Annotated in this window: 22 protein-coding genes and 1 pseudogene; 12 read left to right on the top strand and 11 right to left on the bottom strand. The window is 59.3% G+C overall.

Features of this window, described 5'->3' with window-relative positions; genetic code table 11:
• Positions 1–6: 6 nt before the first annotated feature.
• Together AC2TE5_RS02650 and AC2TE5_RS02645 are read left to right on the top strand one after the other, a co-directional pair.
• Entirely contained in the window at positions 7–1410 is a 1404-nt protein-coding gene (locus AC2TE5_RS02650) for a YfcC family protein (RefSeq protein ID WP_484612605.1), read from the top strand.
• Positions 1411–1485: 75 nt separating this feature from the next.
• Positions 1486–1965, top strand: coding sequence for an arginine repressor (locus AC2TE5_RS02645; RefSeq protein ID WP_484612604.1), 480 nt, complete (start codon positions 1486–1488; stop codon positions 1963–1965).
• Between the two features lie 3 nt (positions 1966–1968).
• Here AC2TE5_RS02645 and AC2TE5_RS02640 read toward each other — a convergent pair.
• Positions 1969–2086: pseudogene (locus AC2TE5_RS02640) on the bottom strand (hypothetical protein).
• On the opposite strand from AC2TE5_RS02640, the gene AC2TE5_RS02635 reads away from it, so the two are divergent.
• The 5 genes from AC2TE5_RS02635 to gbpA all read left to right on the top strand — a co-directional run bounded on the left by AC2TE5_RS02635 (position 2066) and on the right by gbpA (position 5663).
• Complete coding sequence (locus AC2TE5_RS02635) at positions 2066–2170, top strand: pyrBI operon leader peptide (protein ID WP_022646880.1); 105 nt, start codon at positions 2066–2068, stop codon at positions 2168–2170. The pseudogene AC2TE5_RS02640 and the gene AC2TE5_RS02635 overlap by 21 nt on opposite strands.
• Positions 2171–2204: 34 nt before the next feature.
• The gene (pyrB, locus tag AC2TE5_RS02630) at positions 2205–3137 is read left to right on the top strand and encodes an aspartate carbamoyltransferase (RefSeq protein ID WP_023310198.1); all 933 of its coding nucleotides are present in this window, start codon (positions 2205–2207) and stop codon (positions 3135–3137) included.
• Positions 3138–3149: 12 nt separating this feature from the next.
• Complete coding sequence (gene pyrI, locus AC2TE5_RS02625) at positions 3150–3611, top strand: aspartate carbamoyltransferase regulatory subunit (RefSeq protein WP_023310197.1); 462 nt, start codon at positions 3150–3152, stop codon at positions 3609–3611.
• A gap of 74 nt (positions 3612–3685) precedes the next feature.
• The gene (gene ridA / locus AC2TE5_RS02620) at positions 3686–4072 is read left to right on the top strand and encodes a 2-iminobutanoate/2-iminopropanoate deaminase (RefSeq protein ID WP_014882305.1); all 387 of its coding nucleotides are present in this window, start codon (positions 3686–3688) and stop codon (positions 4070–4072) included.
• A 139-nt stretch (positions 4073–4211) separates the two neighbouring features.
• A complete protein-coding gene (gbpA, locus tag AC2TE5_RS02615; protein WP_213328996.1) occupies positions 4212–5663 on the top strand; it encodes an N-acetylglucosamine-binding protein GbpA in 1452 nt (483 codons plus the stop codon).
• A 101-nt stretch (positions 5664–5764) separates the two neighbouring features.
• Here gbpA and AC2TE5_RS02610 read toward each other — a convergent pair whose 3' ends face one another.
• On the bottom strand, positions 5765–8149 hold the full coding sequence (locus tag AC2TE5_RS02610) for a beta-N-acetylhexosaminidase (protein ID WP_484612603.1): 2385 nt from the start codon (positions 8147–8149) through the stop codon (positions 5765–5767).
• Positions 8150–8351: 202 nt separating this feature from the next.
• On the bottom strand, positions 8352–11060 hold the full coding sequence (mgtA, locus tag AC2TE5_RS02605; RefSeq protein ID WP_484612602.1) for a magnesium-translocating P-type ATPase: 2709 nt from the start codon (positions 11058–11060) through the stop codon (positions 8352–8354).
• 391 nt (positions 11061–11451) lie between these two features.
• Here mgtA and treR point away from each other — a divergent pair, with 391 nt between their 5' ends.
• The 5 genes from treR to nrdG all read left to right on the top strand — a co-directional run bounded on the left by treR (position 11452) and on the right by nrdG (position 18780).
• Complete coding sequence (gene treR / locus AC2TE5_RS02600; protein WP_213328999.1) at positions 11452–12399, top strand: trehalose operon repressor TreR; 948 nt, start codon at positions 11452–11454, stop codon at positions 12397–12399.
• Positions 12400–12528: 129 nt separating this feature from the next.
• A complete protein-coding gene (gene treB / locus AC2TE5_RS02595) occupies positions 12529–13947 on the top strand; it encodes a PTS trehalose transporter subunit IIBC (RefSeq protein ID WP_484613306.1) in 1419 nt (472 codons plus the stop codon).
• Positions 13948–13998: 51 nt separating this feature from the next.
• The gene (gene treC / locus AC2TE5_RS02590; RefSeq protein ID WP_484612601.1) at positions 13999–15642 is read left to right on the top strand and encodes an alpha,alpha-phosphotrehalase; all 1644 of its coding nucleotides are present in this window, start codon (positions 13999–14001) and stop codon (positions 15640–15642) included.
• A gap of 375 nt (positions 15643–16017) precedes the next feature.
• Positions 16018–18156 (top strand): anaerobic ribonucleoside-triphosphate reductase, encoded by a 2139-nt coding sequence (nrdD, locus tag AC2TE5_RS02585; protein ID WP_484612600.1) that lies wholly within the window; start codon positions 16018–16020, stop codon positions 18154–18156.
• Positions 18157–18315: 159 nt separating this feature from the next.
• Complete coding sequence (gene nrdG / locus AC2TE5_RS02580) at positions 18316–18780, top strand: anaerobic ribonucleoside-triphosphate reductase-activating protein (protein ID WP_484612599.1); 465 nt, start codon at positions 18316–18318, stop codon at positions 18778–18780.
• Positions 18781–18783: 3 nt separating this feature from the next.
• On the opposite strand, the gene AC2TE5_RS02575 is transcribed toward nrdG, so the two are convergent.
• The 8 genes from AC2TE5_RS02575 to AC2TE5_RS02540 all read right to left on the bottom strand — a co-directional run bounded on the left by AC2TE5_RS02575 (position 18784) and on the right by AC2TE5_RS02540 (position 26216).
• The gene (locus tag AC2TE5_RS02575; RefSeq protein WP_484612598.1) at positions 18784–19068 is read right to left on the bottom strand and encodes a type II toxin-antitoxin system RelE family toxin; all 285 of its coding nucleotides are present in this window, start codon (positions 19066–19068) and stop codon (positions 18784–18786) included.
• Positions 19058–19300 (bottom strand): type II toxin-antitoxin system RelB/DinJ family antitoxin, encoded by a 243-nt coding sequence (locus tag AC2TE5_RS02570; protein ID WP_063144050.1) that lies wholly within the window; start codon positions 19298–19300, stop codon positions 19058–19060. The genes AC2TE5_RS02575 and AC2TE5_RS02570 overlap by 11 nt, the downstream gene beginning before the upstream one ends.
• Before the next feature lie 77 nt (positions 19301–19377).
• A complete protein-coding gene (locus tag AC2TE5_RS02565; protein ID WP_484612597.1) occupies positions 19378–21288 on the bottom strand; it encodes a BglG family transcription antiterminator in 1911 nt (636 codons plus the stop codon).
• Positions 21289–21307: 19 nt separating this feature from the next.
• Complete coding sequence (locus AC2TE5_RS02560; RefSeq protein ID WP_484612596.1) at positions 21308–22444, bottom strand: lactonase family protein; 1137 nt, start codon at positions 22442–22444, stop codon at positions 21308–21310.
• Positions 22445–22559: 115 nt separating this feature from the next.
• Positions 22560–23300 carry a 2-dehydro-3-deoxy-phosphogluconate aldolase gene (dagF, locus tag AC2TE5_RS02555; protein ID WP_213329005.1) on the bottom strand — a complete coding sequence of 247 codons (741 nt, stop codon included), beginning with the start codon at positions 23298–23300 and terminating at the stop codon, positions 22560–22562.
• On the bottom strand, positions 23297–24415 hold the full coding sequence (locus tag AC2TE5_RS02550; RefSeq protein WP_484612595.1) for a DgaE family pyridoxal phosphate-dependent ammonia lyase: 1119 nt from the start codon (positions 24413–24415) through the stop codon (positions 23297–23299). Before AC2TE5_RS02550 ends, dagF begins: the two co-directional genes overlap by 4 nt.
• Complete coding sequence (locus AC2TE5_RS02545) at positions 24399–25532, bottom strand: amidohydrolase/deacetylase family metallohydrolase (protein ID WP_484612594.1); 1134 nt, start codon at positions 25530–25532, stop codon at positions 24399–24401. The genes AC2TE5_RS02550 and AC2TE5_RS02545 overlap by 17 nt, the downstream gene beginning before the upstream one ends.
• Before the next feature lie 42 nt (positions 25533–25574).
• Entirely contained in the window at positions 25575–26216 is a 642-nt protein-coding gene (locus tag AC2TE5_RS02540; protein ID WP_010427370.1) for a DUF4310 family protein, read from the bottom strand.
• Positions 26217–26222: the final 6 nt, after the last annotated feature.

The following is a 26222-nucleotide window of genomic DNA, read 5'->3' as shown; positions in this document are numbered from 1 at the left end:
CACATCATGGGCAAGTTTAAGTTTCCCTCCGCTTACACCATTCTCTTTTTTCTGATTGCCGTTGTGGCGGCGCTGAGCTGGGTCGTCCCCGCCGGTCAGTACCAGATGGCGATGAACGAAACCCTCGGTAAAGAAGTCCCGATTGCCGGAACGTACGCCCACGTGGCGGCACATCCGCAGGGACTGGTTTCCGTCCTGATGGCGCCCATCGCCGGGCTGTACGATCCGGTCTCCGGCCAGGCCGGAGCGATCGACGTGGCGCTGTTTATCCTGATCATCGGGGGATTTCTCGGGATCGTCACCAAAACCGGGGCGATTGACGCCGGGATCGAACGCGTCACCACCCGGCTGCGCGGGCGCGAGGAGTGGATGATCCCGATCCTGATGGCGCTGTTTGCCGCAGGCGGCACGATTTACGGCATGGCCGAAGAGTCGCTGCCGTTCTACACCCTGCTGGTGCCGGTGATGCTGGCCGCGCGGTTCGATCCGGTTGTCGCCGCCTCCACCGTACTGCTCGGAGCGGGGATCGGCACGCTCGGCTCCACCATCAACCCGTTCGCCACGGTGATCGCCGCCAACGCCGCCGGGATCCCCTTCACCAACGGTATTGCCCTGCGCGTGGCGCTGCTGGTCATCGGCTGGATCATCTGCGTGGCGTGGGTGATGCGCTACGCCCGCAGGGTACGCCAGGATCCGTCGCTGTCGATCGTGGCGGACAAGCAGGAAGAGAACCGCGCCCATTTCCTCGGCGACAAGGGCGAACAGTCGCTGGAATTTACCCCGGTGCGCAAAATCATTCTGGTGATTTTCGCCCTCGCCTTCGCGGTGATGATCTACGGCGTGGCGGTGCTGGGCTGGTGGATGGCGGAGATCTCGGCGGTGTTTCTCGCCAGCGCGATTATCGTCGGCCTGATTGCCCGCATGAGCGAAGAGGAGCTGACCTCAACGTTTATCAACGGCGCGCGAGATTTGCTGGGCGTCGCGCTGATTATCGGCATCGCGCGCGGTATCGTAGTCATCATGGATAAGGGCATGATTACCCACACCATTTTGCACAGCGCGGAGGGAATGGTCAGCGGGTTGTCGACGGTGGCATTCATCAACGTGATGTACTGGCTGGAGGTCGTGCTGTCGTTTCTTGTGCCTTCTTCGTCCGGCCTGGCCGTTCTGACGATGCCGATCATGGCACCGCTTGCCGATTTCGCTAACGTCAACCGCGACCTGGTGGTCACGGCTTACCAGTCGGCGTCCGGCATCGTTAACCTGGTCACTCCCACCTCTGCCGTCGTGATGGGCGGGCTGGCTATCGCCCGCGTGCCCTACGTGCGTTATCTGAAATGGGTGGCGCCGCTGCTGGGGATATTAACGGTGGTGATTATGGTGGCGTTAAGCCTGGGGGCGATGTTGTGATGTTTTGAAGTTGTAGGCCCGGTACGCGTAGCGCCACCGGGCGTTTTGTTTCAGCCACTTACATGGGAAATAGTTATGACGGAATATGGTGATTACTCTCCAAAAGAACAGCTTCAGCTGACGGTCTGTCAGCGCCTGATCGCAGAAAAGAGTTATCTCTCTCAGGAGGAGATCCGCCGGGATTTGCAGGAGCGTGGTTTTGAGACCATCAGCCAGTCCACCGTTTCACGTCTGCTTAAATTGCTCGGTGTCATAAAAATTCGAAATGCCAAAGGGCTAAAGATTTATTCGCTGAATCCCCAGCTGCGACCTGCCCCCGACGCCGCGCGTACCGTGTCCGAAATGGTGGTCAGCGTCGAGCATAATAGCGAGTTTATCCTTGTTCATACCGTCGCCGGATATGGCCGCGCGGTGGCGCGTATTCTGGATTATCACCAGCTACCGGAAATTTTAGGCGTGGTGGCTGGCAGCAGTATCGTCTGGGTCGCGCCCCGGGTCGTGAAGCGCACCGCACTGGTGCATAAGCAAATTAATTATTTACTCATAACGCATTAATATTCATAAAGAACCGTTTGCATTGAGTAAAGCGTGCATTAAATCGCTTGATCCGAAAAGCGAGCTGCGTATAATGCCCGACAATTTGCCGGGAGGAAGCATGGTCAAGCGTGTACGACATAACGTCTTACCGCGTCTGAAATCAGACGCTGGCCTGCCGTTTTTCTTCCCGTTGCTAAACCTATTCCCAGAGCCCCTCATTTGAGGGGCTTTTTTTTGCCCGGCGTCAGGAGATAAACATGAATCCGCTTTATCAAAAACACATCATTTCCATAAACGACCTCAGCCGCGAAGAGCTGGAACTGGTTCTGGAAACCGCGGCAAAACTGAAGGCCAATCCGCAACCGGAGCTGCTGAAGCACAAGGTGATTGCGAGCTGCTTCTTCGAAGCCTCGACCCGCACCCGCCTCTCCTTTGAGACCTCCATGCACCGCCTGGGCGCGAGCGTGGTGGGCTTCTCGGACAGCAGCAACACGTCGCTGGGTAAAAAAGGCGAGACCCTGGCGGATACCATTTCAGTGATCAGCACCTACGTCGACGCGATTGTGATGCGTCACCCGCAGGAGGGCGCGGCGCGCCTGGCGACCGAGTTCTCCGGCGGCATTCCGGTACTGAACGCCGGTGACGGTGCCAACCAGCACCCGACGCAGACCCTGCTGGATCTGTTCACCATTCAGGAGACGCAGGGCAAGCTCGAGAACCTGAACATCGCCATGGTCGGCGACCTGAAGTACGGCCGCACCGTCCACTCCCTGACCCAGGCGCTGGCGAAATTTAACGGCAACCGCTTCTTCTTCATCGCGCCTGACGCGCTGGCGATGCCGCAGTACATTCTCGACATGCTGGATGAGAAAGGCATTCAGTGGAGCCTGCACGCCAGCATTGAAGAGGTGATGAGCCACGTGGATATTCTCTACATGACCCGCGTGCAGAAAGAGCGTCTGGACCCGTCCGAATACGCCAACGTGAAGGCGCAGTTCGTGCTGCGCGCCAGCGACCTCGAGGGCGCGCGCGACAACATGAAGGTGCTGCACCCTCTGCCGCGCATCGATGAGATCACCACAGACGTGGATAAAACGCCGCACGCCTGGTACTTCCAGCAGGCCGGAAACGGCATCTTCGCCCGCCAGGCGTTACTGGCACTGGTTCTGAATCGCGAATTGGCACTGTAAGGGGAAACGACCATGACACACGATAACAAACTCCAGGTTGAAGCCATCAAGCGTGGCACCGTGATTGACCACATCCCTGCGCAGGTGGGCTTTAAGCTGCTGACGCTGTTCAAACTGACCGAAACCGACCAGCGCATCACCATCGGCCTGAACCTGCCGTCAGGTGAAATGGGCCGCAAGGACCTGATCAAAATCGAGAACACCTTCCTGACCGACGAGCAGGTTAACCAGCTGTCGCTGTACGCGCCGGACGCCACCGTCAACCGCATCGACGAGTATGAAGTGGTGGGCAAATCCCGCCCGAGCCTGCCGGATCGCATCGAAAGCGTGCTGGTCTGCCCGAACAGCAACTGTATCAGCCACGCTGAGCCGGTTTCCTCCAGCTTTGCAGTGAAAAAACGCGCCGATGACATCGCGCTCAAATGCAAATACTGCGAAAAAGAGTTTTCTCATTATGTGGTGCTGGCCAACTAATTGAGGTTGGTAAAGGATCCCGGCCTCCCTATAATGGCCGGGACTCTTAAATCAGCTGTTATTCTGGAGAAATCATGACCAAAGTACTCGCGACGGAAAATGCACCAGCGGCTATCGGCCCATACGTTCAGGGCGTTGATCTGGGCAGCATGATCATCACTTCGGGCCAGATCCCGGTGAACCCAAAAACCGGTGAAGTGCCGGCCGACGTAGCGGCACAGGCGCGTCAGTCGCTGGAAAACGTGCAGGCAATCGTTGAATCTGCCGGCCTGAAAGTGGGCGACATCGTGAAAACTACCGTTTTCGTGAAAGATCTGAACGACTTCGCGACCGTTAACGCCACTTACGAAGCCTTCTTCACCGAGCACAACGCCACCTTCCCGGCGCGCTCCTGCGTGGAAGTGGCCCGTCTGCCAAAAGACGTGAAAATTGAAATTGAAGCGATTGCCGTACGTCGCTAATTTATTTCAATAAACAGAAGGCAGCGTAAGCTGCCTTTATTATTTCGGCTATTTTTACTCTCTGGATAAAATGACACATAGCCCAGTCCATTATTAGACTCCTCCTCGCCTAGTAATATTCTCTAATAATGGATGAGTAATGAAACTTTCAAAAATTGCACTTGCCGTCGCGACGTTAACCGTTGCGTCTTCCGCACTTGCTCACGGATATATTGAATCACCAGCCAGCCGCGCCTATATGTGTAAGCTCGGCCAAAACGTTGACTGCGGCTCCGTACAGTACGAACCACAGAGCGTAGAGAAAACCTCCGGCTTCCCGTCAGGCGCTGAGCCTGCGGACGGACACCTCGCCAGCGCGGGTATTTCTCAATATTCTCAGCTGGACAAACAGAGCCTGAACGCGTGGACCAAAAACCCAATGACGGCGGGTCCTCATCAGTTCGTCTGGCACCATACTGCGCCGCATAAAACCACCAACTGGCGTTATTACATTACCAAACAAAACTGGGATCCAAATAAACCTCTGACCCGCGACCAGTTTGAATTAACGCCATTCTGTACCATCAACGGTAATAACCAGGCGCCGGCCGTCACGCAGTCTATGAACTGTAATGTGCCTGAGCGTACGGGCTATCAGGTTATTTACGGCGTGTGGGAAATTGCAGATACCTCGAACAGTTTCTATCAGGCCATTGACGTTGATTTCGGTAACGGCGGCAACGTTACGCCGGACGAAACGCCAGCGGTTGTTTCCCAGTGGAGCAAAACCCTGAGCGGCCAGATCGCGGGTAACAACCTGAACGCAGGCGATAAAGTGATTGCACGCTTCTTCGACGCGAACGGCGAAGTCACCTCTATGCGTACCGAAATGACCATCGGCTCAGCCGAGCAGGGCGACGCTAACCAGTGGTCTTACGATCTGGCGCAGAAAATCAACACCGCCCAGAGCGACGTGCGCGTCGGCGTGAAGGATGAAGCGGGTGAAATCAGCCCGGTTCACGGCGCAAACAGCGTATTCGTGAAAGACGGCAGCACGCTGCAGTCCGTGGCCGTCTCTTATGAAGAGCAGAAAGCGCAGGTGAATGAGACCATCGCCGTCACCGATCTGCAGTACAGCAAAATCGAGCATGGCAACGCGACCGTGACCTTCCACGTCAACACCAAAGGCGACGTGAATGTGGAAGCACACGTGATGAACCACCACGGTGCCGAAAAAGGCTACCTGAAGCAGGACATGAACAACGCCAACCAGGACGTGACCATGACCCTGAATGACGTGACGCCGGGCCACCACATGCTGAAATACTATGCGACCAACAAAGACGGCACGATGTTCGCCCAGGACGTGCTGAACCTGATGCTGGAAGGCGATGCCGCCGCGGACAGCACCGGTCATCACGACTTCACCTTCCCGGACAATATCGCCTCCTACAAGGCGGGTACCGTGGTGCTGCAGCCGAAAGACGGTAAGACCTACGAATGTAAGCCTTTCCCGTACAGCGGCTTCTGCGTTCAGTACAGCCCAACCGCCAACCAGTATGAGCCAGGCGTTGGCGCACACTGGAAAGAGGCGTGGGTGTTGAAGAACTGAGTTGCCTGATTCCCTCACCCTAACCCTCTCCCAAAGGGAGAGGGAACCGATCGAGCCCCTCGCCCCTTTGGGGAGAGGGGTTGGGGTGAGGGGTATTTTTTCTACTGATTCCGCGTCGCCCTAAGCAGCGTCTCCAGCGGATAGACCGCCGCAATCACCACCTCGTCCTGAACCTTCGCCGCGTTATCCAGCTCGCTCTGAATCGACGCGATCTCTTTATCATCCAGCGTGCCCTGGCGCGCCACCAGATCCGTCAGCCTCAGGCCAATTGAGGCCAGCTTATCCACCTCCTGAATCACCGGCTTCATCGCCTTCAGCTGATAGCTGTTTTCGCCTAGCGCCAGCGCGTCGCTGGTGTTGCTCTGCCAGCGGTTAAAGACGTGGCGCAGCGCGTCGGCGCTTTCCGTGTCTTCCGCATCGCTCACCAGACGGTCCGCCCATTTGTGCATCTGGCGCACGGTGGCGCTTTCGGCGTTCAGCGCATCCGCGAAGCGGTTGAGCGGTTCAAACTGATGGTAGTTTCCCGCCTGGAACTTCAGGTGCTGACGGGTGTAATACTGCGCGGGCTCTACCGCCTGCGCGAGGATCTGCAGCGGCAGCGTGTCGGCATTACCGGCGAGGCGCGTGAACTGCACCTGCTGCTGGGTATGCTGCTGCAGCCCGACCGACACCGTCGACCAGCTGTCCATCGCCTGCAGGCGGGTGTACATGTTGTCGACGTCGTTGACGTCCTTCGCGGACCATAAGCGTTCCGCCACCGCGAAGGCGCGCGGCCACAGGCGAATATCCAGCACCGGTGCGACCACGTTCTCCGCCCACAGCGCCGCTTCGCCGCCGAGCAGGTTGGCCTGATTCGCTACGTCCGGCACGACCGGCGGAATGCCTTTCGGCACCTCGTCCAGACGCGTACCGCTGATTGGGTAGCGCGTGTTCCCCACCAGGAAATAGCCGCTCAGCCTGTCGTTATCGACGGAGACCACCGGGCGCGTTTCGCCCATCCAGGTGTCGACGGTGAAGGTCACCTGATTGTCGTCACGCCATTCAATATCCTGCACCGCGCGGCGGGATTTCCCGGCAAAATCAATAAATCCGCGCCAGCCGGCATCCCCTTTCACCAGCGTGAAGCTCCCCTCCACCGGCTTGCCCTTCAGGCGCGGCATGGTGAAGGCCCAGCTCTGGACGCTGTCGGTGTCGGCAATCACATCCACGCCGTTCAGCCCCTGCGGGACAATTTCGTTGCGATAGTGATAGGCGGTGGACTGGGGCTGGTCGAGATAGAAGCCCGTCGAGAGAATCCCTTTGTAGCCGTTCTGCGCCACCTGCCCCAGCGCGTCCTGCCCCTGCCAGGACTGGATCAGAATGCTTTTCGGCAGGTCGGGATGGTAGATCTCGTCCCAGCCGACCATTTGCCGGTGGTGTTTCTCGAGGATCGTCTCCAGCCTGCGGTTGAAATACGCCTGCAGCGCGTGGCTGTCCGCCAGCCTGTTGTCGCGCATGAAATTCTGGATCGCGGCGTTCGCTTTCCACTGGCTGTCGTCGACCTCATCGCCGCCGATATGCAGATACGGATCGGGGAAGATCGCCGCCAGTTCGCTGACCATCGCGTCGGCAAAGGCGTAGGTTGCCTCTTTTGTCGGATCCAGCACCGGCTTCAGCACGCCCCAGTGGCGCTCCATAGCGTACGGCCCCGGGGCGCTCATCAGCTCCGGATAGGCCACGGCTATCGCCGAGGCGTGGCCCGGCATGTCGATCTCCGGCACCACGCGAATGCCGCGCTCGGCGGCGTAACGCACCACCTCCCGCATCTGTTCAGGCGTGTAAAACAGCCCGTCGCTGGCAAGCTGCGTCAACTTAGGGTAGCGCTTCGTGCTGAAGCGCCAGCCCTGATCGTCGGTCAGGTGCCAGTGCAGAACGTTGAGCTTCGCCGCGGCCATGCCGTCAATCTGGCGCTTGATATCCGGCAGTGGGATAAAGTGGCGCGCCGAATCGAGCAGCAGCCCGCGCCACGGGAAGCGCGGCGAATCTTCGATGGTGACCCACGGCAGCGAGGTGTTTTCCGCCCCGTTCTGCATCAGCTGGAGCAGGGTTTCCATGGCGCGCAGCGCGCCGAAGCGGGTGTTGGCGGAGATATCGACGCCGTTGGCGTCCACCGTGAGCCTATAGCTTTCATCGCTGTCCGGCAGCGGCTGCGGCTTGACCTTTTTGGCAATCGCGATGCGGATGGTCGGTTTGTCTGGCTTTTCAGCCTGCGGCTGCAGCGTCCAGCCGGTTTGCAGGGCAATGCGCTGGCGCAGGCGGTTGACCGCGTCGCCCAGATCGTCGCCGCTGACGCTGACAGAGATTTTATCGTTAAGCACCAGCGCGCCCTGGGTCGTCGGGCGTTCGACCTTCGCAGGCCAGGGCATCAGGGGGAGATCGCCTGCCGGAGCGGCAAAGGCTGAGGCGCCGAGCATCAGCCCGGCGGTTAAGAGACTGTACCGTAACATGAATGTTCCTTATCTGACGGGCCAAATAAAGGCAAAACATTCTGTTAACATGCGCTCAATTTGTCGTCAAGCGAATGCGCCGACGGAGATCACAGGTTGTTGAATTTGGGAGGAAAGCTATTGCCCGGTGGCGCTGCGCTTACCGGGCCTACGTTTCGTAAGTAGGCCGGGTAAGGCGAAGCCGCCACCCGGCAAACATAACTTACTGCCACCCGTACCGACGCGCATAGAATCCTTTCACCATCTGCGTCAGCACCATGTAGCCCGCGAGGATAGCCACCAGCCACGGGAAGTAGCTCAGCGGCAGCGCCTGGAGCTGCAGGTAGCCTGCCAGCGGTGAGAATGGCAGCGCGATACCCAGCGCCATCACAATCCCCGTCATCACAATCAGCGGCCACGCGGCACGGCTCTGGATGAACGGAATGCGGCGCGTACGGATCATGTGCACAATCAGCGTCTGCGACAGCAGGCCTACCACGAACCAGCCGGACTGGAACAGCGTCTGATGTTCCGGGGTGTTGGCGTGGAACACAAACCACATCAGGCAGAAGGTCAGGATGTCAAAGATAGAGCTGATCGGGCCAAAGAACAGCATAAAGCGCCCCAGATCCGCCGGGTTCCAGTGCTGCGGCTTCTGGATCTGCTCGTCGTCTACGTTATCAAACGGGATCGCCACCTGAGACACGTCGTACATCAGGTTCTGGATCAGCAGATGCAGCGGCAGCATCGGCAGGAACGGCAGAAACGCGCTCGCCACCAGCACGCTGAAGACGTTACCGAAGTTGGAGCTGGCGGTCATTTTGATGTACTTGAGCATGTTGGCAAAGGTACGGCGACCTTCGATCACGCCCTCCTCCAGCACCATCAGGCTCTTTTCCAGCAGGATAATGTCCGCCGCTTCGCGGGCGATATCCACCGCGCCGTCCACGGAGATACCGATATCCGCCGCGCGCAGCGCGGGCGCGTCGTTGATGCCGTCGCCCATAAAGCCCACCACGTGCCCTTCGCGCTTGAGCAGGGTGACGATGCGCTCTTTGTGCATCGGCGTCAGGCGGGCAAACAGCGTGGTACGCTGGGCAAGCTTCGCCAGTTCGTCGTCAGAGAGATGTTCAATATCGCTCCCCACGACCACGTCGCCCGCGTCCAGCCCCACTTCATGGCACACTTTGGCCGCCACCAGCTCGCTGTCGCCGGTGAGAATTTTGACGGTAATGCCGCTCGCCTTCAGCGCCTTCAGCGCCGGCGCGGTGGTCTCTTTCGGCGGATCGAGGAATGCGATGTAACCCTCGAGGATCAGATCGGATTCGTCGATACGCTGATAGTCACCCTCGCGGGCGGGCAGGAACTTGCTCGCGACCGCCACGACGCGCAGCCCCTGACGGTTCAGGTTGTCGGTGACGCGCTTGATGCGGCGCAGCATGGTGTCGTCCAGCGGCACGATGTCGCCGTTATAGCGAACCTGCGTCGACACGTTGAGGATCTCCTGCAGCGCGCCTTTGCAGATCAGCTGATGCACGTCCGTCTGCTCGCTCACCACCACCGACATGCGGCGGCGCTCAAAGTCGAACGGGATCTCATCCACCTTCTGCCAGCGGCCGGAGAGCGTGCGGGCGGACTCTTCATCCACCCCTTCCAGCACCGCGACGTCGAGCAGGTTTTTCAGCCCGGTCTGGTAATGGCTGTTCAGCCACGCGCTGTGCAGAACGCGCTCGCTGGTTTTGCCGGAGATATCGGTGTGGTTCTCCAGCACGATTTTATCCTGCGTCAGGGTGCCGGTTTTATCGGTGCAGAGAATGTCCATCGCGCCAAAGTTCTGGATGGCGTCGAGGTGTTTAACGATCACTTTCTGCTTAGAGAGCTTCACCGCCCCGCGCGCCAGCGTGGAGGTGACGATCATCGGCAGCATTTCCGGCGTCAGGCCAACGGCCACGGAGAGCGCGAACAGCGCCGCTTCCCACCAGTCGCCTTTGGTGTAGCCGTTGATCAGCAGCACGATCGGCGTCATCACCATCATAAAGCGGATCAGCAGCATGCTGACGCGGCCAATCCCTTTCTGGAAGGCGTTCGGCTCGCTCTCCTGCTCGCTGACGCGCCCGGCAAGCTGACCAAACCAGGTGTTGCCCCCGGTGGCGGTGACAATCGCCTGCGCGGTGCCGCTAACCACCGTGGTGCCCATAAAGCACAGGGTGTCGCACTCGAGCGGGTTCATCTGCTGCGGGTCGCGGCTGCGCGCCACCTTTTCAACGGGCAGGGATTCCCCGGTCAGGGAGGCCTGTGCGACGAACAGATCCCGCGCCTGGATGATGCGTAAATCCGCCGGGATCATGTCCCCTGCCGCCAGCTTCACCAGATCGCCCGGCACCAGTTGGTCGATAGGCAGCTCCACCCAGGCGTTTTCGCCGAGATCGTTAATCACGCGCGAGACGGTCGCGGTGTTGCTGACCATCGCCTTCAGGGCATCCGCCGCCCTGGTGGAGCGGGCTTCCTGAATGAAGTTCAGCAGCGTGGAGATGCCGACCATCAGGGCAATGACGCCTGCGGCAAACAGATCTTCAGTGGCGTAGGAGATGATGCCCAGCACCGTCAGCAGCAGGTTGAACGGGTTGCGGTAGCAGAGCCAAAGGTGCACCCACCACGGAGAGGGCTTCTGCGCCGGGATCTGGTTATCGCCGTGCACGGCGCGGATTTTTTCCACTTCGGACGCGTTTAGCCCTTCCGGGTGTCCGCCGAACGCGCGCCAGACTTCGTTTTCATCCATCGCCGCCACGTTCAGGCAGCGTTCGGTCAGGGACGCGGGGATCGCCGCCCCCGCCATGTTTTTGGCGTTTGGCAGCGGGTCGCGCTGAACAAGACGGTGTGGCAGGTGGCGGCTCAGCAGGGCCTGCAGCTGCCGGGTGATATTTTTAAACATAGTCATTCCTCCACATCCGCGAATGCGGACGCAGCATTTCCTTCAGGCGTGGCAAGGCCGTACCTGAGAGGCACTCAATTTTTCAAGCAGGAACGTATATGACGTTGCTGCCTCACATCACCGGTGAGTCAGCAACAGGCTGGCTTACCGGAAAGAACGCATTCTCCCGTTCAGGAGAAGTGTGGGATCGGGATCCATGAAGCCTCCGGTAAGTAAAAAGTAGGGTGTCGCCGCGCAGTATAAGGATTTAAGCGTACCCTTTGTGACCATTCGGGCGGTATTATACCCCCCTGCAAATAAACCGAACGTAAACCAGACTTTGCCCATAGCGAAATCGCGCTATAGCATTAGGCTCAATTCACTACATCGTCGTTGTTACAGGGAATACAGCATGCAGAACCGCCTAACGATTAAAGACATCGCACGTTTAAGCGGCGTGGGGAAATCGACCGTCTCACGCGTGCTGAACAACGAAAGCGGCGTCAGCGAACGCACCCGCGAGCGCGTTGAGGCGGTCATGAATCAGCACGGTTTTTCCCCTTCCCGCTCCGCGCGCGCCATGCGCGGGCAGAGTGACAAAGTCGTCGCCATTATTGTCTCGCGTCTGGACTCTCTGTCTGAAAACCTCGCCGTGCAGACCATGCTGCCCGCCTTCTACGAGCAGGGGTATGATCCGATCATGATGGAGAGTCAGTTCTCTCCACAGCTGGTTGAAGAGCATCTGGGTATGCTCCAGCGGCGCAACATCGATGGCGTGGTGCTGTTCGGTTTTACCGGCATTAAAGACGAGATGCTGAAACCCTGGCAGCCTTCGCTGGTGCTGCTGGCGCGCGATGCCCACGGCTTTGCCTCCGTCTGCTATGACGACGAGGGCGCGATCATCACCCTGATGCAGCGCCTGTTTGACGAAGGCCATCGCCACATCAGCTTCCTCGGTGTACCGCACGCGGACGTCACCACCGGCAAGCGCCGTCACGAGGCCTACCTGGCCTTTTGCAAAAGCCACAATCTCTCCGCCGTGGCCTCCCTGCCGGGGCTGGGCATGAAGCAGGGCTACGAGCAGGTCGCCAGCGTTCTGACGCCGCAGACCACCGCGCTGGTGTGCGCCACGGATACCCTAGCGCTGGGTGCCAGCAAATATCTGCAGGAGCAGCGCATCGATAACCTGCAGGTGGCGAGCGTCGGCAGCACGCCGCTGATGAAGTTCCTGCACCCGGAGATCATCACCGTCGATCCGGGCTACGCCGAGTCCGGCAGACAGGCCGCCACGCAGCTGATCGAGCAGATCAACGGGCGCGCTGACCCGCGTCAGATCGTTATTCCCGCTCACCTTTCGTAACCCCCCTAAAACAGATTATTGTGATCTTCGCCCGATTTCGGGAACGTTCCCATTTTCGCCGTCACGCTGAAGGAGTAGGCTTGCGCTCAGGTCATTACACCCCCTCACCATCTGTCATGAGGTTTCATGATGAGTAAAGTCAAACAAGCAGATATCGATCGGCTGATCGTCCTGGTCGGCGGCCGCGAGAACATCGCCACCGTCAGCCATTGCATTACCCGCCTGCGCTTCGTGCTGAACGATCCGGCCAAAGCCAACCCGAAGGCCATTGAAGAACTTTCCATGGTTAAAGGCTGCTTCACCAACGCCGGGCAGTTCCAGGTCGTTATTGGTACCGAAGTGGGCGATTACTATCAGGCTCTGCTGGCAACCACCGGGCACTCCTCCGCCGATAAAGAGCAGGCGAAGAAGGCCGCGCGCCAGAACATGAAGTGGCACGAGCAGCTGATTTCCCACTTCGCGGAGATCTTCTTCCCGCTGCTGCCCGCGCTGATCAGCGGGGGCTTAATCTTAGGCTTCCGTAACGTCATCGGCGATGTGCCGATGAGCGACGGCAAAACCCTGGCGCAGATGTACCCGGCGCTGCAAAGCATCTACGACTTCCTGTGGCTGATTGGCGAAGCCATCTTCTTCTATCTGCCGGTCGGGATCTGCTGGTCCGCGGTGCGCAAAATGGGCGGCACGCCGATTCTCGGTATCGTGCTGGGCGTCACGCTGGTCTCTCCACAGTTAATGAACGCTTACTTACTTGGTCAGCAGGTGCCTGAGGTGTGGAACTTCGGCCTGTTTACCATCGCCAAAGTGGGCTATCAGGCGCAGGTCATTCCGGCATTGCTGGCCGGTCTGGCGCTCGGCTTTATTGAAACGCGCCTGAAGCGCATCGTGCCGGATTACCTCTATCTGGTGGTGGTGCCGGTCTGCTCGCTGATTCTGGCGGTGTTCCTGGCGCACGCCTTTATCGGTCCGTTTGGCCGCATGATCGGCGACGGCGTGGCCTTCGCGGTGCGTCACCTGATGACCGGCAGCTTCGCGCCAGTCGGTGCCGCGCTGTTTGGCTTCCTGTACGCCCCGCTGGTGATCACCGGCGTGCACCAGACCACGCTGGCTATCGACATGCAGATGATCCAAAGCCTCGGCGGCACGCCGGTCTGGCCGATTATCGCCCTGTCTAACATTGCGCAGGCCTCTGCGGTCACCGGCATCATCATCGTCAGCCGTAAGCACAACGAGCGTGAGATCTCCGTTCCGGCAGCCATCTCTGCCTACCTTGGCGTCACCGAACCGGCGATGTACGGTATCAACCTGAAATACCGCTTCCCGATGCTCTGCGCGATGATCGGTTCCGGTCTGGCAGGCCTGGTGTGCGGTCTGAACGGCGTGATGGCGAACGGGATTGGCGTCGGCGGCCTGCCGGGCATCCTCTCCATCCAGCCCGCTTACTGGCAGGTGTTTGCCCTGGCGATGGCCATCGCGATTATCGTCCCAATGGCGCTCACCACCGTGGTTTACCAGCGCAAGTTCCGTCAGGGCTCGCTGCAGATTGTTTAATTCTCTCTTTCGGGGCGCAGTTGCGCCCCTTCGCATTTGCAGGAACGCACTATGAATACTCTCCCTCACTGGTGGCAGAACGGCGTCATCTATCAGATTTACCCAAAGAGTTTCCAGGACACCACCGGCAGCGGCACCGGCGATCTGCGCGGCGTGACGCAGCGCCTGGACTACCTGAAAACCCTCGGCATCGACGCCATCTGGCTGACGCCGTTTTATATCTCCCCGCAGGTGGATAATGGCTACGACGTGGCGAATTACACCGCCATCGACCCGTCCTTTGGCACGCTGGATGATTTCGACGAGCTGGTTGCCCGGGCGCACGAGCGCGGCATCCGCATCGTGCTGGACATGGTGTTTAACCACACCTCGACGCAGCACGCCTGGTTCCGGGAATCGCTGAACAAGGCGAGCCCGTACCGCCAGTTCTACATCTGGCGCGACGGCACCCCGGACGAGCTGCCCAACAACTGGCGATCCAAATTCGGCGGCAACGCCTGGCGCTGGCACGCCGAGAGCGAGCAGTACTATCTGCACCTGTTCGCCCCGGAGCAGGCGGATCTCAACTGGGAAAACCCGGCAGTGCGCGCCGAGCTGAAAAAGGTGTGCGAGTTCTGGGCCGATCGCGGCGTGGACGGCTTGCGTCTGGACGTGATTAACCTGATTTCAAAAGACCAGGATTTCCCAGACGACAACATCGGAGACGGCCGCCGCTTCTACACGGACGGGCCGCGCGTTCACGAATATCTGCAGGAGATGAGCCGCGACGTCTTCACCCCGCGCAACCTGATGACGGTGGGCGAGATGTCCTCGACCTCGCTGGAGAACTGCCAGCAGTACGCGTCGCTCGACGGAAGCGAACTGTCGATGACCTTTAACTTCCATCATCTGAAGGTGGACTACCCCGGCGGCGAAAAGTGGACGAAGGCGAAGCCTGACTTCGTGGCGCTGAAAACCCTCTTCCGCCACTGGCAGCAGGGGATGCACAACAAAGCCTGGAACGCGCTGTTCTGGTGTAACCACGATCAGCCGCGCATCGTGTCGCGCTTTGGTGACGAAGGGGAATACCGCGTTCATGCCGCGAAGATGCTCGGCATGGTGCTGCACGGCATGCAGGGCACGCCGTATATCTATCAGGGCGAAGAGCTGGGGATGACCAACCCGCACTTCAGCCGCATCACCGACTATCGCGACGTGGAAAGCCTGAACATGTTCGCCGAACTGCGGGCCGACGGCCGCGAGCCGGACGAGTTGCTGGCGATTCTGGCGAGTAAGTCCCGTGATAACGGACGAACCCCAATGCAGTGGGACGCGTCGCACAATGCGGGCTTTACCGAGAGCGAGCCGTGGATTGGCGTCTGCGATAACTACGAAACGGTGAACGCCCGCGCGGCGCTCGACGACCCGGATTCGGTGTTCTACACCTACCAGTCGCTGATTAGCCTGCGCAAGACTCTGCCGGTGCTGACGTGGGGAGATTATGAAGACCTCCTGCCGGAACATCCTTCCCTGTGGTGCTATCGCCGTCAGTGGCAGGGGCAGACGCTGATAGTGGCGGCAAACCTGAGTCATACGCCTCAGGAATGGGAAACGGACGTTCTCAGCGGTCAGCCGCAGGTCCTGATGAGTAACTATCCGGCACCGCAAACGACGTCGCTCCGTCCGTTTGAAGCCGTCTGGTGGTTGCAGCAGTAACGTTCCCTGCCGGGTGCCCCCAGTACCCGGCTTATTTTACTGTTTTTGTTGAATAATTAATCAGATTTTTCTCGCACGCCTTTACAATCGCTGAAGCGCCCGCCGTTTGTACTCTCGTCTTTTTACTTTGTTCTGCATCAAATAAATCGCAAACATGTTTGATGCAAATCACTATATGTAGCACTTAAAATGCACGCCGACCCAACATCTTGTATTTATCGTCTACTATTCCAACAACAAGACGGCGCTTACGCTGGCCGGAATTGTGGATAACACGAGCTGGGAACGCGGGAAGTCTTTGGCCCGGCGGGGAATACGCCCGGTGAATACTTCTCCACCTTTGTGGATAACCTGTTTTCAAAAAATGGAGTGATCATGACACCGCATGTGATGAAACGTGATGGCTGTAAAGTGCCGTTTAAATCAGAGCGCATCCAGGAAGCCATTCTGCGTGCAGCTAAAGCAGCGGGAGTCGATGACGCAGATTACTGCGCCACCGTCGCAGAAGTCGTTAGCAGCCAGATGAACGAACGCAGCCAGGTCGATATCAATGAGATCCAGACCGCGGTTGAGAACCAGCTGATGGCGGGGCCTTACAAGCAGCTGGCGCGCGCCTACATTGAGTACCGTCACGATCGTGACGTGCAGCGTGAGAAGCGCGGTCGTCTGAACCAGGAGATCCGTGGCCTGGTGGAGCAGACCAACTCCGCCCTGCTCAATGAAAACGCCAACAAAGACAGTAAAGTGATCCCGACCCAGCGCGATCTGCTGGCCGGTATCGTCGCCAAACACTATGCCCGCCAGCACCTGCTGCCGCGCGACGTGGTGTCTGCGCACGAGCGCGGCGAGATCCACTACCACGACCTCGACTATTCGCCGTTCTTCCCAATGTTCAACTGCATGCTGATCGACCTGAAGGGCATGCTGACCCACGGTTTTAAAATGGGTAACGCCGAGATTGAACCGCCTAAGTCCATCTCCACGGCCACCGCCGTCACCGCGCAGATTATCGCCCAGGTTGCCAGCCACATTTATGGCGGCACCACCATTAACCGTATTGATGAAGTACTGGCCCCGTTCGTGACGGCAAGCTTCAACAAGCATCGTAAAACGGCCGAAGAGTGGCAGATCTCGGACGCTGACGGCTACGCGCACTCCCGCACCGAGAAAGAGTGCTACGACGCCTTCCAGTCGCTGGAATATGAAGTGAACACGCTGCACACCGCCAACGGCCAGACGCCGTTTGTGACCTTCGGTTTTGGTCTGGGCACCAGCTGGGAATCGCGCCTGATCCAGCAGTCCATCCTGCGCAACCGCATTTCCGGCCTCGGCAAGAACCGCAAAACGGCGGTGTTCCCGAAACTGGTGTTCGCTATCCGCGACGGCCTGAACCACAAGTTTGGCGATCCGAACTACGACATCAAACAGCTGGCGCTGGAGTGCGCGAGCAAGCGCATGTATCCGGACATCCTTAACTACGATCAGGTCGTCAAAGTGACCGGTTCGTTTAAAACGCCTATGGGATGCCGCAGCTTCCTCGGCGTGTACGAAGATGAAAACGGCGAGCAGATCCACGACGGGCGTAACAACCTGGGCGTCATCAGCCTGAACCTGCCGCGCATCGCGCTGGAGGCGAAAGGCAATGAAGCTGAATTCTGGACGCTGCTGGACGAGCGTCTGCAGCTGGCCCGTAAGGCGCTGATGACCCGTATTGCGCGCCTAGAAGGGGTCAAGGCCCGCGTGGCACCAATCCTCTATATGGAAGGGGCCTGCGGCGTGCGCCTGAAGGCGGACGATGACGTGTCGGAGATCTTCAAAAACGGTCGCGCGTCCATTTCGCTGGGCTATATCGGTATTCACGAGACCATCAACGCCCTGGCGGGCGATACGCATATGTACGACAGCGAGGCCCTGCGCGAAAAAGGCATCGCCATCGTTCAGCGCCTGCGCGACGCGGTTGACCAGTGGAAAGAGGAAACCGGCTACGGGTTTAGCCTCTACAGCACGCCGAGCGAAAACCTGTGCGACCGCTTCTGCCGTCTGGACACTGCCGAGTTCGGGATTGTGGAAGGCGTGACCGACAAAGGGTATTACACCAACAGCTTCCACCTCGACGTGGAGAAAAAGGTGAACCCGTACGACAAGATCGACTTCGAAGCGGCCTATCCACCGATCGCCAGCGGCGGGTTCATCTGCTACGGCGAGTACCCGAACATTCAGCACAACCTGAAGGCGCTGGAAGACGTGTGGGATTACAGCTATCAGCACGTGCCGTATTACGGGACCAACACGCCAATCGACGAGTGCTACGAGTGCGGCTTTACCGGTGAGTTCGAGTGTACGAGCAAAGGCTTCACCTGCCCGAAATGCGGCAACCACGACGCGGCCCGCGTCTCCGTGACCCGTCGCGTGTGCGGCTATCTCGGCAGCCCGGACGCGCGCCCGTTTAACGCCGGCAAGCAGGAAGAGGTGAAGCGCCGCGTGAAGCATCTGGGGAATGGGCAGATCGGGTAAGTTCTGCGCAGGGTTCTCCCCCTCACCCTACCCCTCTCCCTCAAGGGAGAGGGAACTCCTCCCCCTCTCCCTCAAGGGAGAGGGAACTCCTCCCCCTCTCCCTGTGGGAGAGGGCCGGGGTGAGGGCATCAGCGCGCACACATTCTCTGGACATTTTCTATGCGATACCATCAATACTACCCCGTCGACATCGTCAACGGCCCTGGCACCCGCTGCACCCTGTTTGTTTCAGGCTGCGTCCACGAATGCCCCGGCTGCTACAACAAAAGCACCTGGCGCGTGAACTCCGGCATGCCGTTTACCGCTGAGATGGAAGACAAGATCGTCAACGACCTGAACGACACGCGCATTCACCGTCAGGGGATCTCACTTTCCGGTGGCGACCCCCTGCACCCGCAAAACGTGCCGGATATCCTGAAGCTGGTAAAACGCATTCGGGCAGAATGTACGGGAAAAGATATCTGGGTCTGGACGGGCTACAGGCTGGAAGAGCTGAACGCGCAGCAAATGGAAGTGGTGGATCTGATTAACGTCCTGGTCGACGGCAAGTTCGTGCAGGATTTAAAAGACCCGGCGCTGATCTGGCGCGGCAGCAGCAACCAGGTTGTGCATCATCTGCGGTGAGCGTTAGAGCCGTTTGTTTGCATCATGATAAACGGCTGCTTTCTCTCTCTTACCGATAGCGATAACAAATACCGTTACAACGTTGTCCTGAACCTGATAGACCAAACGATAACCCTGCGATCTGAGTTTGATTTTGTAGCAATCCGGTAGACCAGGCAGGCGGGCCGATTCGACCCTGGGGTTCACCAACACGTCCGCAAGTTTCTTCTTAAACTGGTCTTTTACAGTCTCCCCCAGCTTGCTCCACTCCTTTAACGCCCTCGGATCAAATGCCAGTTCATAAGTCATCCAGACTAACCTTAATTCCCTTTTGCGGATTAGCCAGCCGATCCCGGACTGCCTGTATCAGTTCATCTTCACTGTCGCTAATGGTGACCGTTTTCACGGGCATGCGTCCCGTCTCCGCGACGTACTGAAACAGTAATCGCACGGCTTCCGTTGGGGTGATATTAAGTTTTTCCAGCACGGCATAAGCCTCGTTTTTGAGTTTGTCATCCAGACGGACGTTCAGCGTGGCCATTATGCCTCCGGTAAAATCGAATGTGTAATGCAGTTTAGCATTACATTCGCATTACATCGAATTCTGGATAACGCCTCTCAAAACCGACTCAAACTCTCCATTGCCACCGCCTTAAACTCGGCAAAATCTCCGCAGCTACAGAGCCGCGACATCGCCCGTTCACGCAGGAAGGTGACGAAAATATCGTAAATCGCCATCGCCTCTTCGTATTCGCTTTTGCTGATGGCGAGCAGGAAGATGACGTGCGCGGTTTCGTCGCCCCACTGGACGCCGTGCGGGGCGAGCACGGTATAGACTACCGTTTTCTGCGCCAGCAGGCCGAGGGAGTGCGGGAGCGCAATACCGTCGCCGAGCATGGTGCTGACGATGGCTTCACGCTCGACGACGGAATCCAGGAACTCCGCGCCGACAAACCCCTCGCCTTCAAGCTGCGCGCACAGTTCCCGGAACAGCGTTTGCTGGTCAACGGGCTTGTCGAGAATACGGAAATGGGCCGCGTCGAAGTATTTATCCAGCATCCACGGGCGGGTACGGTCCACCAGCACCAGCTTGCCGATCTGCTCTAACTGATAGTCGGTCGGGAACGGGGCGATCGTCACCACCGGTTTGGACTTTTCGCTGACGCGGGCGGTGGCGATCACAAAGTCTTCGCCAATCGTTTCCGCCAGCTCGTACTCGCGCAGGGTGAGCGTGCGCGTGACCTCAATTTGCGGGTATTTACGCTGCAGCACGGCTTCAATCATGCGGACCATGGCATTACCGGCGTCGCACACCAGCAGCACGCGCGGCTGGCGCTGGTAGCCAATGTTGTAGTGGCGCTCCAGCCCGACGCCGATATGCAGCACCAGGAAGCCAATCTCGTTTTCGCTGATCACATACGGCGTGTATTTGCCCCAGCTCGATACTGCCGCGAGGGTCATATCCCACGCCATCGGGTAGTGCTGCTTGATGTTATCCAGCAGCGGATTGGGGATCATGATTTGATACCGCACGCGGGTGATCATGGTTTTGATGTGCGTGAGCAGGTCCGCGTGCAGCTGCTCGTCGCTGAGCAGATTGTAGTTATAGTGGGTGTTGATGTAGCGCAGGATGTAGTTGACCAGCGCTTCGTCGTCATCAGCGTTAATGGCGCTCGGGGCAATCTCCTGGATCTGCCGCGCCGCAATGTGCACGCAGAGCCAGCTCTCCTCCGAAGGTGAAAGCGCTTTGCCCGCCAGCTGCTGGATAGTGACGGCGATATCTTTCGCCGCCTCGCGCACGTTCTCTTCCACGTCTTCGGCGTGGAATTCCGGCAGCGGATAGCCCTCGCTGATGCGCCGCACCGACACCGCGCAGTACAGGCGCAGGAACAGCTCGCCTTCATCGGTCAGACGGATGTGATGACGCGTCAGCGCCTCGTGCAGCACGGGCACCATCTGCTCCGCCACGCCCGCATTCAGCGCCACGTCGGTCACCAGCGGGTTCAGGCTGTCCTGCTGCGCCAGCTCCCAGAGCAGATCGGTCAGGCAGGCGCGGGTCGACATCTCGCTGCCAAACAGCTTCATGCCGTGGCGCGGACGCGTTTCCAGCGTCAGGTTATAGCGGAGGAACCACTCGCGGACTTCCGCCATGTCGCTTTGCAGCGTGGCGCGGCTGACGAACCACTCGTCCGCCAGGTCCTCGAGCTTAAGAGAAAATGCCGAGGTGAGAAAACGCACCACCAGATAATGCACGCGCTCCGGCCCGGTCCGGGGAATACGCAGCGCGCGCGGGTGGGATGCCTGCAGCTGCTGGTAGCGCTGGGCATCATCAATTTTAAGCTGATAGCCGTTGCCCCGGCTCAATATAAACTGCGCGCCGTGGCCTGCCAGCAGCGCGTTCAGGGCGGTGATATCGGCACGGACGGTTCGCGTGGAGACCGACAGCCGCTGCGCCAGCTCGTCCTGCGGCAGCGTCTCGTTTTGCAACAGATCGAACAGTTGCGCTAAACGTTGGTTCGGAAATCGCACGGGTTTGTCCTCTTACGGCTTAAGGTGAAATGACCATCTGGGATGGGCTGCCGACCGGTGTGTAGTCCGGTTCGAAGCTGAGCTTGCCGTCCTGACCGACTCGGAAACGGGTGATGTTGTCGCTGCGCTGGTTCATGACGTACAGCCAGCGTCCCTGCTTATCAAGCGTCAGGGTGCGCGGATAGTCTCCCCGCGTCCACACGTCGTCCTGATGCGTCAGCGTGCCCTCCGCTGTTACGGTAAAGTGCCCGATGCTGTTATGCAAACGGTTAGCCACATACAGCTGTTTACCGTCGGCGCTTAATGCCAGCCCGGCAGCAAAGCTGGTGCCTTTGTAACCTTCCGGCAGGGCTGAAAGCGTTTTGCCCTCTTTTAAGGTGCCGTTGGCGCTCACGGTATAATGGGTGAGCGTAGACGCCTCTTCGTTAATCAGCCACAGGGCATCGCCTTTTGGCGTAAAGACAAAGTGGCGCGGCCCGGCGCCTTTTGAGGAGGCGCTGATAAACGGCGGATCGTTCGGCGTCAGCTTTCCTGTTCGATCGTCAAAACGGTACTGGTAGAGGCGATCCAGCCCAAGATCGGTTGAAAATACGTACTTCCCGCTCGGATCGGCGGCGATCATGTGCGCGTGGGGGCCGTTATGATCGCTGATGGCAAAGCTGCCCTCCGCTGCCGCTTCCGGCTTCGCCGCGCCCGCTTCGCCTTGATCCTGATGAGTGTCCGTGGCCTCACCCAGGCTGCCGTCTGCGTTGACGGGCAGCACTGCGATCGATCCGCTGACGTAGTTCGCCACCAGAAGATGGCGACCGTTCGGCGTCAGGGAAAGATACACCGGCCCCGCGCCGCCGGAGGCCACCTGATTCAGCTCGCTCAGCGCGCCGTTATCCCCCACCCGCAGCGCCTGCACCACGCCCTGCTCCACTTCGCTTGCCAGATAGAGCGTTTTGCCGTCGCGTGAGACGGCCAGCTGCGCGGCGTTCGGCAGCTTGCTCACCAGCGTTTTATTCGCCAGCGCGCCGCTTTGCGGGTCAACGGTAAAGCGGTACAGCCCTTCGCCGTTGGGGTTGTAGGTGCCCACCCAGGCGTACTGCGTCTGGGCGATGGCGGTGGTGGCGAACATTGAGAGTGAAGCAACAAGCAGGGTACGGGTGTGCATGGTGGCTCCTTTGGGTGTGTGCGGTTTGTTTCCCCTCACCCCGGCCCTCTCCCAAAGGGAGAGGGGGTAAAGGTTCCCTCTCCCTTTGGGAGAGGGTTAGGGTGAGGGGCAGGTTCTACTTAACCAGCGTCTTCGTCATCGCAAGCAGCGTACGCACATCTTCCGGGCGCGTATCGCCGCTGGCCTTGTCGATAATCGAGCTATAGATATGCGGGATGATTTTGCTTACGCCCGCGTCGAGGGCGATCTGCAGGATCTCCTCATAGTTTTCCAGATCGATACCTCCGGTTGGCTCCAGCCAGAAGTCGTGACGGGCGCAGGCTTCCGCCACCGCTTTGTACTCGTCTCGGCACTTCAGGCCGCCCATCGGGAAGTATTTGATGGAGCTGCCGCCGAAATCCTTCAGCAGGGCAATCGCGGTTTCAACCGGTACGATGCCGTCCGGGGCGGTGCTGCTCAGCGGGCCGGTGGAGATTTTGACCATCCCGACGGTGCCGGTCGGAGAGACCAGGCCGTTGACCACAGACTCATTCTGCCCCAGCAGCGCACGGCTGGTGGCCACGCCGGTAAAGACCTGGTTGACGTGCTGCGGCTGCACCTGACGGGAGATTTCACTCACCATCGCCGACTGGTTTGGATCCCCCGCGCCGAGGCCTACGGAGAGCGCGTTATCAATCAGCGCGGCATATTCACGCATATCGGCAACGGCGCTCGCCACGTCCGGGTAATTTTTGGAGAGCACGCCCACCAGCACGTGACCTTCCGCCGCCTCGTAAATGGCGCTGGCGTTGGCTTTCGATCCTGCCAGCACGTTCAGGCAGACGCGGTCACGGTAAAAGTTGGGGGTCAGTTTCATGCTTTTTTCTCCTGTCCTAATACTTCGCTAATACGGCGGTACACGATGTTCAGCTGGTCAGCGTTCACGCTGCGCACATCCGCCTCGATAATCCCTTCGTTGGCCTTGTAGCCACGGAAGTAAATGGCGTATTCACCCTGTTTCAGCTTCGCCACCAGATCGCCCGTGCCGACGCCCGTTGCGGCTTCGTCGAACTTAATCTCGGTGCGCGCGATATCGCGACCGGCGCTGTCCCAGACCACGCGCGCGGTGACGCCGTTCAGGGTGTTGAGCGCCTCGATAAACGGCGTCATTTTCGCCACCATCTCGGCCCCGCTCTCTTTGGTCGCCGTCAGGTAATGTTCGATGGCGCAGGTCAGGCCAAGAATGCCCTCTTTACCCACTTTCATGGCGCGGCCAATGCCCGCGGTCTGACGCTTCACCCACTCAACGTACTGGGTTTTGCCGATCACCAGCCCGCTGGTTGGCCCTTCAATTGCCTTCGCGCCGCTGTAGATCACCAGATCGGCGCCGGATCGGTAGTAGGTATGCAGATCTTCTTCCGCTGCCGCGTCGACGATCAGCGGCAGATCGTGCTTACGCGCGACCACCGCCGCCTGCTCGACGCTGAGCATGCTTTTCTGCACGCAGTGGTGAGATTTGATGTACATGATCGCCGCGGTACGCGGGGTGATCGCCGCCGCCAGCTGATCGGCGGAGCATTCGTTGGCGTAGCCCGCTTCCACCAGCTTACCGCCGCCCAGCGCCACCATGGTGCCCACCGGCGCGCCGAAGTTAACGTTATGGCCTTTCGGCAGGACGATCTCGTTGTTCTCAATCGGGGTCACGTGCAGGTTTTCCAGCAGCCAGTCGCTGTCTTTTACCAAAACCGCCGCCACGGACTGGGCAATGCCCGCCGACGCGCAGGAGACCACCGTCGCCCCTTCCACGTCCAGCAGCTTCGCGATGTATTCCCCGGTTTTGTTAACCAGATCCTTCATCTCGAAATAGTGATTCATGCCGTCCATCGCCGCCTGCACCACTTCCGGGCGCGGGGTGGAGACGCCCAGCGCCGTCATGCGGCCGGAGGTGTTGATCACCTGCTTTAAGTTGTACTTCTCATAAATCGAAGGCATGTTCCGTGCTCCCTTGTTCGGTCATGTAGCCCTTGCCCGCGCGGATCGCGGCAAGCGGCACCAGAATGTGTTCAGCCTGCAGGCTGTCGTTTTCGGCATCCGTCAGCACCGTCGGCTGGCGCTTAAGCGTAAACAGCGTCAGGTCGGCGTCGAGGCCCGGCTGAATGCGGCCTTTATGCGACAGGCGCAGGCCGTCGGCGGCGTTCGCGGTCACGCAGTCAATCACCTGCGGCAGCGACATGCCGATGGCGAGGAATTTCGACATCACGCTTGCCAGCGAGCCGACCGGGCCGTTGATGCGGTTGCGGCAGTAGATATCCGAGCTGATGGTGTGCGGCAGAATGCCCATCGCGATGGCGCGTTTCGCCACCTCAAAGCTGAAGCTCGCCGTGCCGTGGCCGACGTCCAGGCGCACGCCGCGCTTCAGAGCGGAGGTGATGGAGGCGCGCAGCTCGCCGTAGGGCGTCAGAATGCGGTTTGGCTTGCCGTTGTAGCAGTGGGTGATGATGTCGCCGGAGCTCAGCAGCTCGGCAATTTCGTCGAGGTTCGGCGGGTTATTGCCAATGTGCACCATCAGCGGCAGGTCGCCGTTCTCTTTCTGAATGGCCTTAGCGCGCTCCAGCGGCGTAATGCCGTTTTCACCGACCACGCTGCTGCTCATGCGCGCCTTCAGGCCGACGATAAAATCAGGGTGGCGCTTCACCGCCTGCTTCACCGCGTCGGCGTCAATATTCGCCATGTTGGCCAGTTCGTTCTGGGCAATCAGCCCCACGCGGGAGATGTTCAGCAGGGCAAAGACGTCGGTTGTCGCTTTACGGGTGATTTCATAGAAATCGTCCACGTCGTCGGCCCCGGTGCTGCCCGCATCCACCACGGAGGTCACGCCGGTGGCGATGCCGACGCTGTCCGGCTCGTCGTGGTAAATCGGGGAGTTCGGGTAGCAGTGGACGTGGGAGTCAATCCAGCCTGCGCTAACGAATACGTTGCCGTTCAGCTCAACCGTTTTGCTGGCGGGAGCGTCAATGTCGCCCAGCGCCGCAATCTTCCCGTCCTGGATGGCGATATCGGTCAGGGTATCGTCGGCAAGGCGCGCGCGGCGCAGGAGTAAATCAAACATGAGGATCTCCTGATAAGGCGGGCGCCTGAGCGCCCGCAGATATTAAAGGGCGACCGGGAACAGCCAGCCCAACAGCATTGCGCCGAGAATGGCGCCACCGGTGATCGGCTTCTGCCAGATGTAGAACACCAGTGCACCCAGCAGGGAGCCGACGCCGATAGGAATGGAGGCGGTCATGGCGCTGAGGATAATCAACGGCCCGAGGAAGCGGCCGGAGGCGTTACCCGCGCCCATCATCACGTCTGCACCGTAGGTGGAGTTGCTCTGGTTGATGGTGAACTTACGCGCCAGGATAATGACGTAGCCAATCGCCAGACCAATCACCAGGCCGGTAATCAGCGCGGCAATGAAGTTGGTCACCGGGAACATGATGCCCGCGCCCAGCAGCAGCGCCGGAACGCCGAGGCCCACGCCGGTCTGGATGGCGCCGCCGATATCGAGAATACCGACCAGCGACCCTTCGATAATGCGGGCGAACAGGAAGCTTGCGCCGAACGCCGCCACCGCGCCGTAGACGCCGGTATCCATCCCCGCTTTCAGCATCGCCACGAAGGCCACTTCGTTAAACGCGCCGATGCCGTAGAGGTAGTACATGTGCGTCCCGGCGAAGACGCCGGAGGAGAGCAGGCCAACGAAGATCGGGAACGACCAGTCGGCATACCAAAAACCTTTATTCTGTTCCATTTAGAG

Source organism: Enterobacter sp. N5-15 (assembly GCF_057221635.1).
The sequence above is the reverse complement of the archived record's forward strand: the minus strand, read 5'-3'. Positions and strand labels throughout refer to the sequence as shown.

Bases quoted from the DNA above. Each gene is read 5' to 3' on its own strand.
- AC2TE5_RS02650 (WP_484612605.1), top strand. From the start codon at position 7: ATGGGCAAGTTTAAGTTTCCCTCCGCTTACACCATTCTCTTTTTTCTG.
- AC2TE5_RS02645 (WP_484612604.1), top strand. From the start codon at position 1,486: ATGACGGAATATGGTGATTACTCTCCAAAAGAACAGCTTCAGCTGACG.
- AC2TE5_RS02635 (WP_022646880.1), top strand. From the start codon at position 2,066: ATGGTCAAGCGTGTACGACATAACGTCTTACCGCGTCTGAAATCAGAC.
- pyrB (WP_023310198.1), top strand. From the start codon at position 2,205: ATGAATCCGCTTTATCAAAAACACATCATTTCCATAAACGACCTCAGC.
- pyrI (WP_023310197.1), top strand. From the start codon at position 3,150: ATGACACACGATAACAAACTCCAGGTTGAAGCCATCAAGCGTGGCACC.
- ridA (WP_014882305.1), top strand. From the start codon at position 3,686: ATGACCAAAGTACTCGCGACGGAAAATGCACCAGCGGCTATCGGCCCA.
- gbpA (WP_213328996.1), top strand. From the start codon at position 4,212: ATGAAACTTTCAAAAATTGCACTTGCCGTCGCGACGTTAACCGTTGCG.
- AC2TE5_RS02610 (WP_484612603.1), bottom strand. From the start codon at position 8,149: ATGTTACGGTACAGTCTCTTAACCGCCGGGCTGATGCTCGGCGCCTCA.
- mgtA (WP_484612602.1), bottom strand. From the start codon at position 11,060: ATGTTTAAAAATATCACCCGGCAGCTGCAGGCCCTGCTGAGCCGCCAC.
- treR (WP_213328999.1), top strand. From the start codon at position 11,452: ATGCAGAACCGCCTAACGATTAAAGACATCGCACGTTTAAGCGGCGTG.
- treB (WP_484613306.1), top strand. From the start codon at position 12,529: ATGAGTAAAGTCAAACAAGCAGATATCGATCGGCTGATCGTCCTGGTC.
- treC (WP_484612601.1), top strand. From the start codon at position 13,999: ATGAATACTCTCCCTCACTGGTGGCAGAACGGCGTCATCTATCAGATT.
- nrdD (WP_484612600.1), top strand. From the start codon at position 16,018: ATGACACCGCATGTGATGAAACGTGATGGCTGTAAAGTGCCGTTTAAA.
- nrdG (WP_484612599.1), top strand. From the start codon at position 18,316: ATGCGATACCATCAATACTACCCCGTCGACATCGTCAACGGCCCTGGC.
- AC2TE5_RS02575 (WP_484612598.1), bottom strand. From the start codon at position 19,068: ATGACTTATGAACTGGCATTTGATCCGAGGGCGTTAAAGGAGTGGAGC.
- AC2TE5_RS02570 (WP_063144050.1), bottom strand. From the start codon at position 19,300: ATGGCCACGCTGAACGTCCGTCTGGATGACAAACTCAAAAACGAGGCT.
- AC2TE5_RS02560 (WP_484612596.1), bottom strand. From the start codon at position 22,444: ATGCACACCCGTACCCTGCTTGTTGCTTCACTCTCAATGTTCGCCACC.
- dagF (WP_213329005.1), bottom strand. From the start codon at position 23,300: ATGAAACTGACCCCCAACTTTTACCGTGACCGCGTCTGCCTGAACGTG.
- AC2TE5_RS02550 (WP_484612595.1), bottom strand. From the start codon at position 24,415: ATGCCTTCGATTTATGAGAAGTACAACTTAAAGCAGGTGATCAACACC.
- AC2TE5_RS02545 (WP_484612594.1), bottom strand. From the start codon at position 25,532: ATGTTTGATTTACTCCTGCGCCGCGCGCGCCTTGCCGACGATACCCTG.
- AC2TE5_RS02540 (WP_010427370.1), bottom strand. From the start codon at position 26,216: ATGGAACAGAATAAAGGTTTTTGGTATGCCGACTGGTCGTTCCCGATC.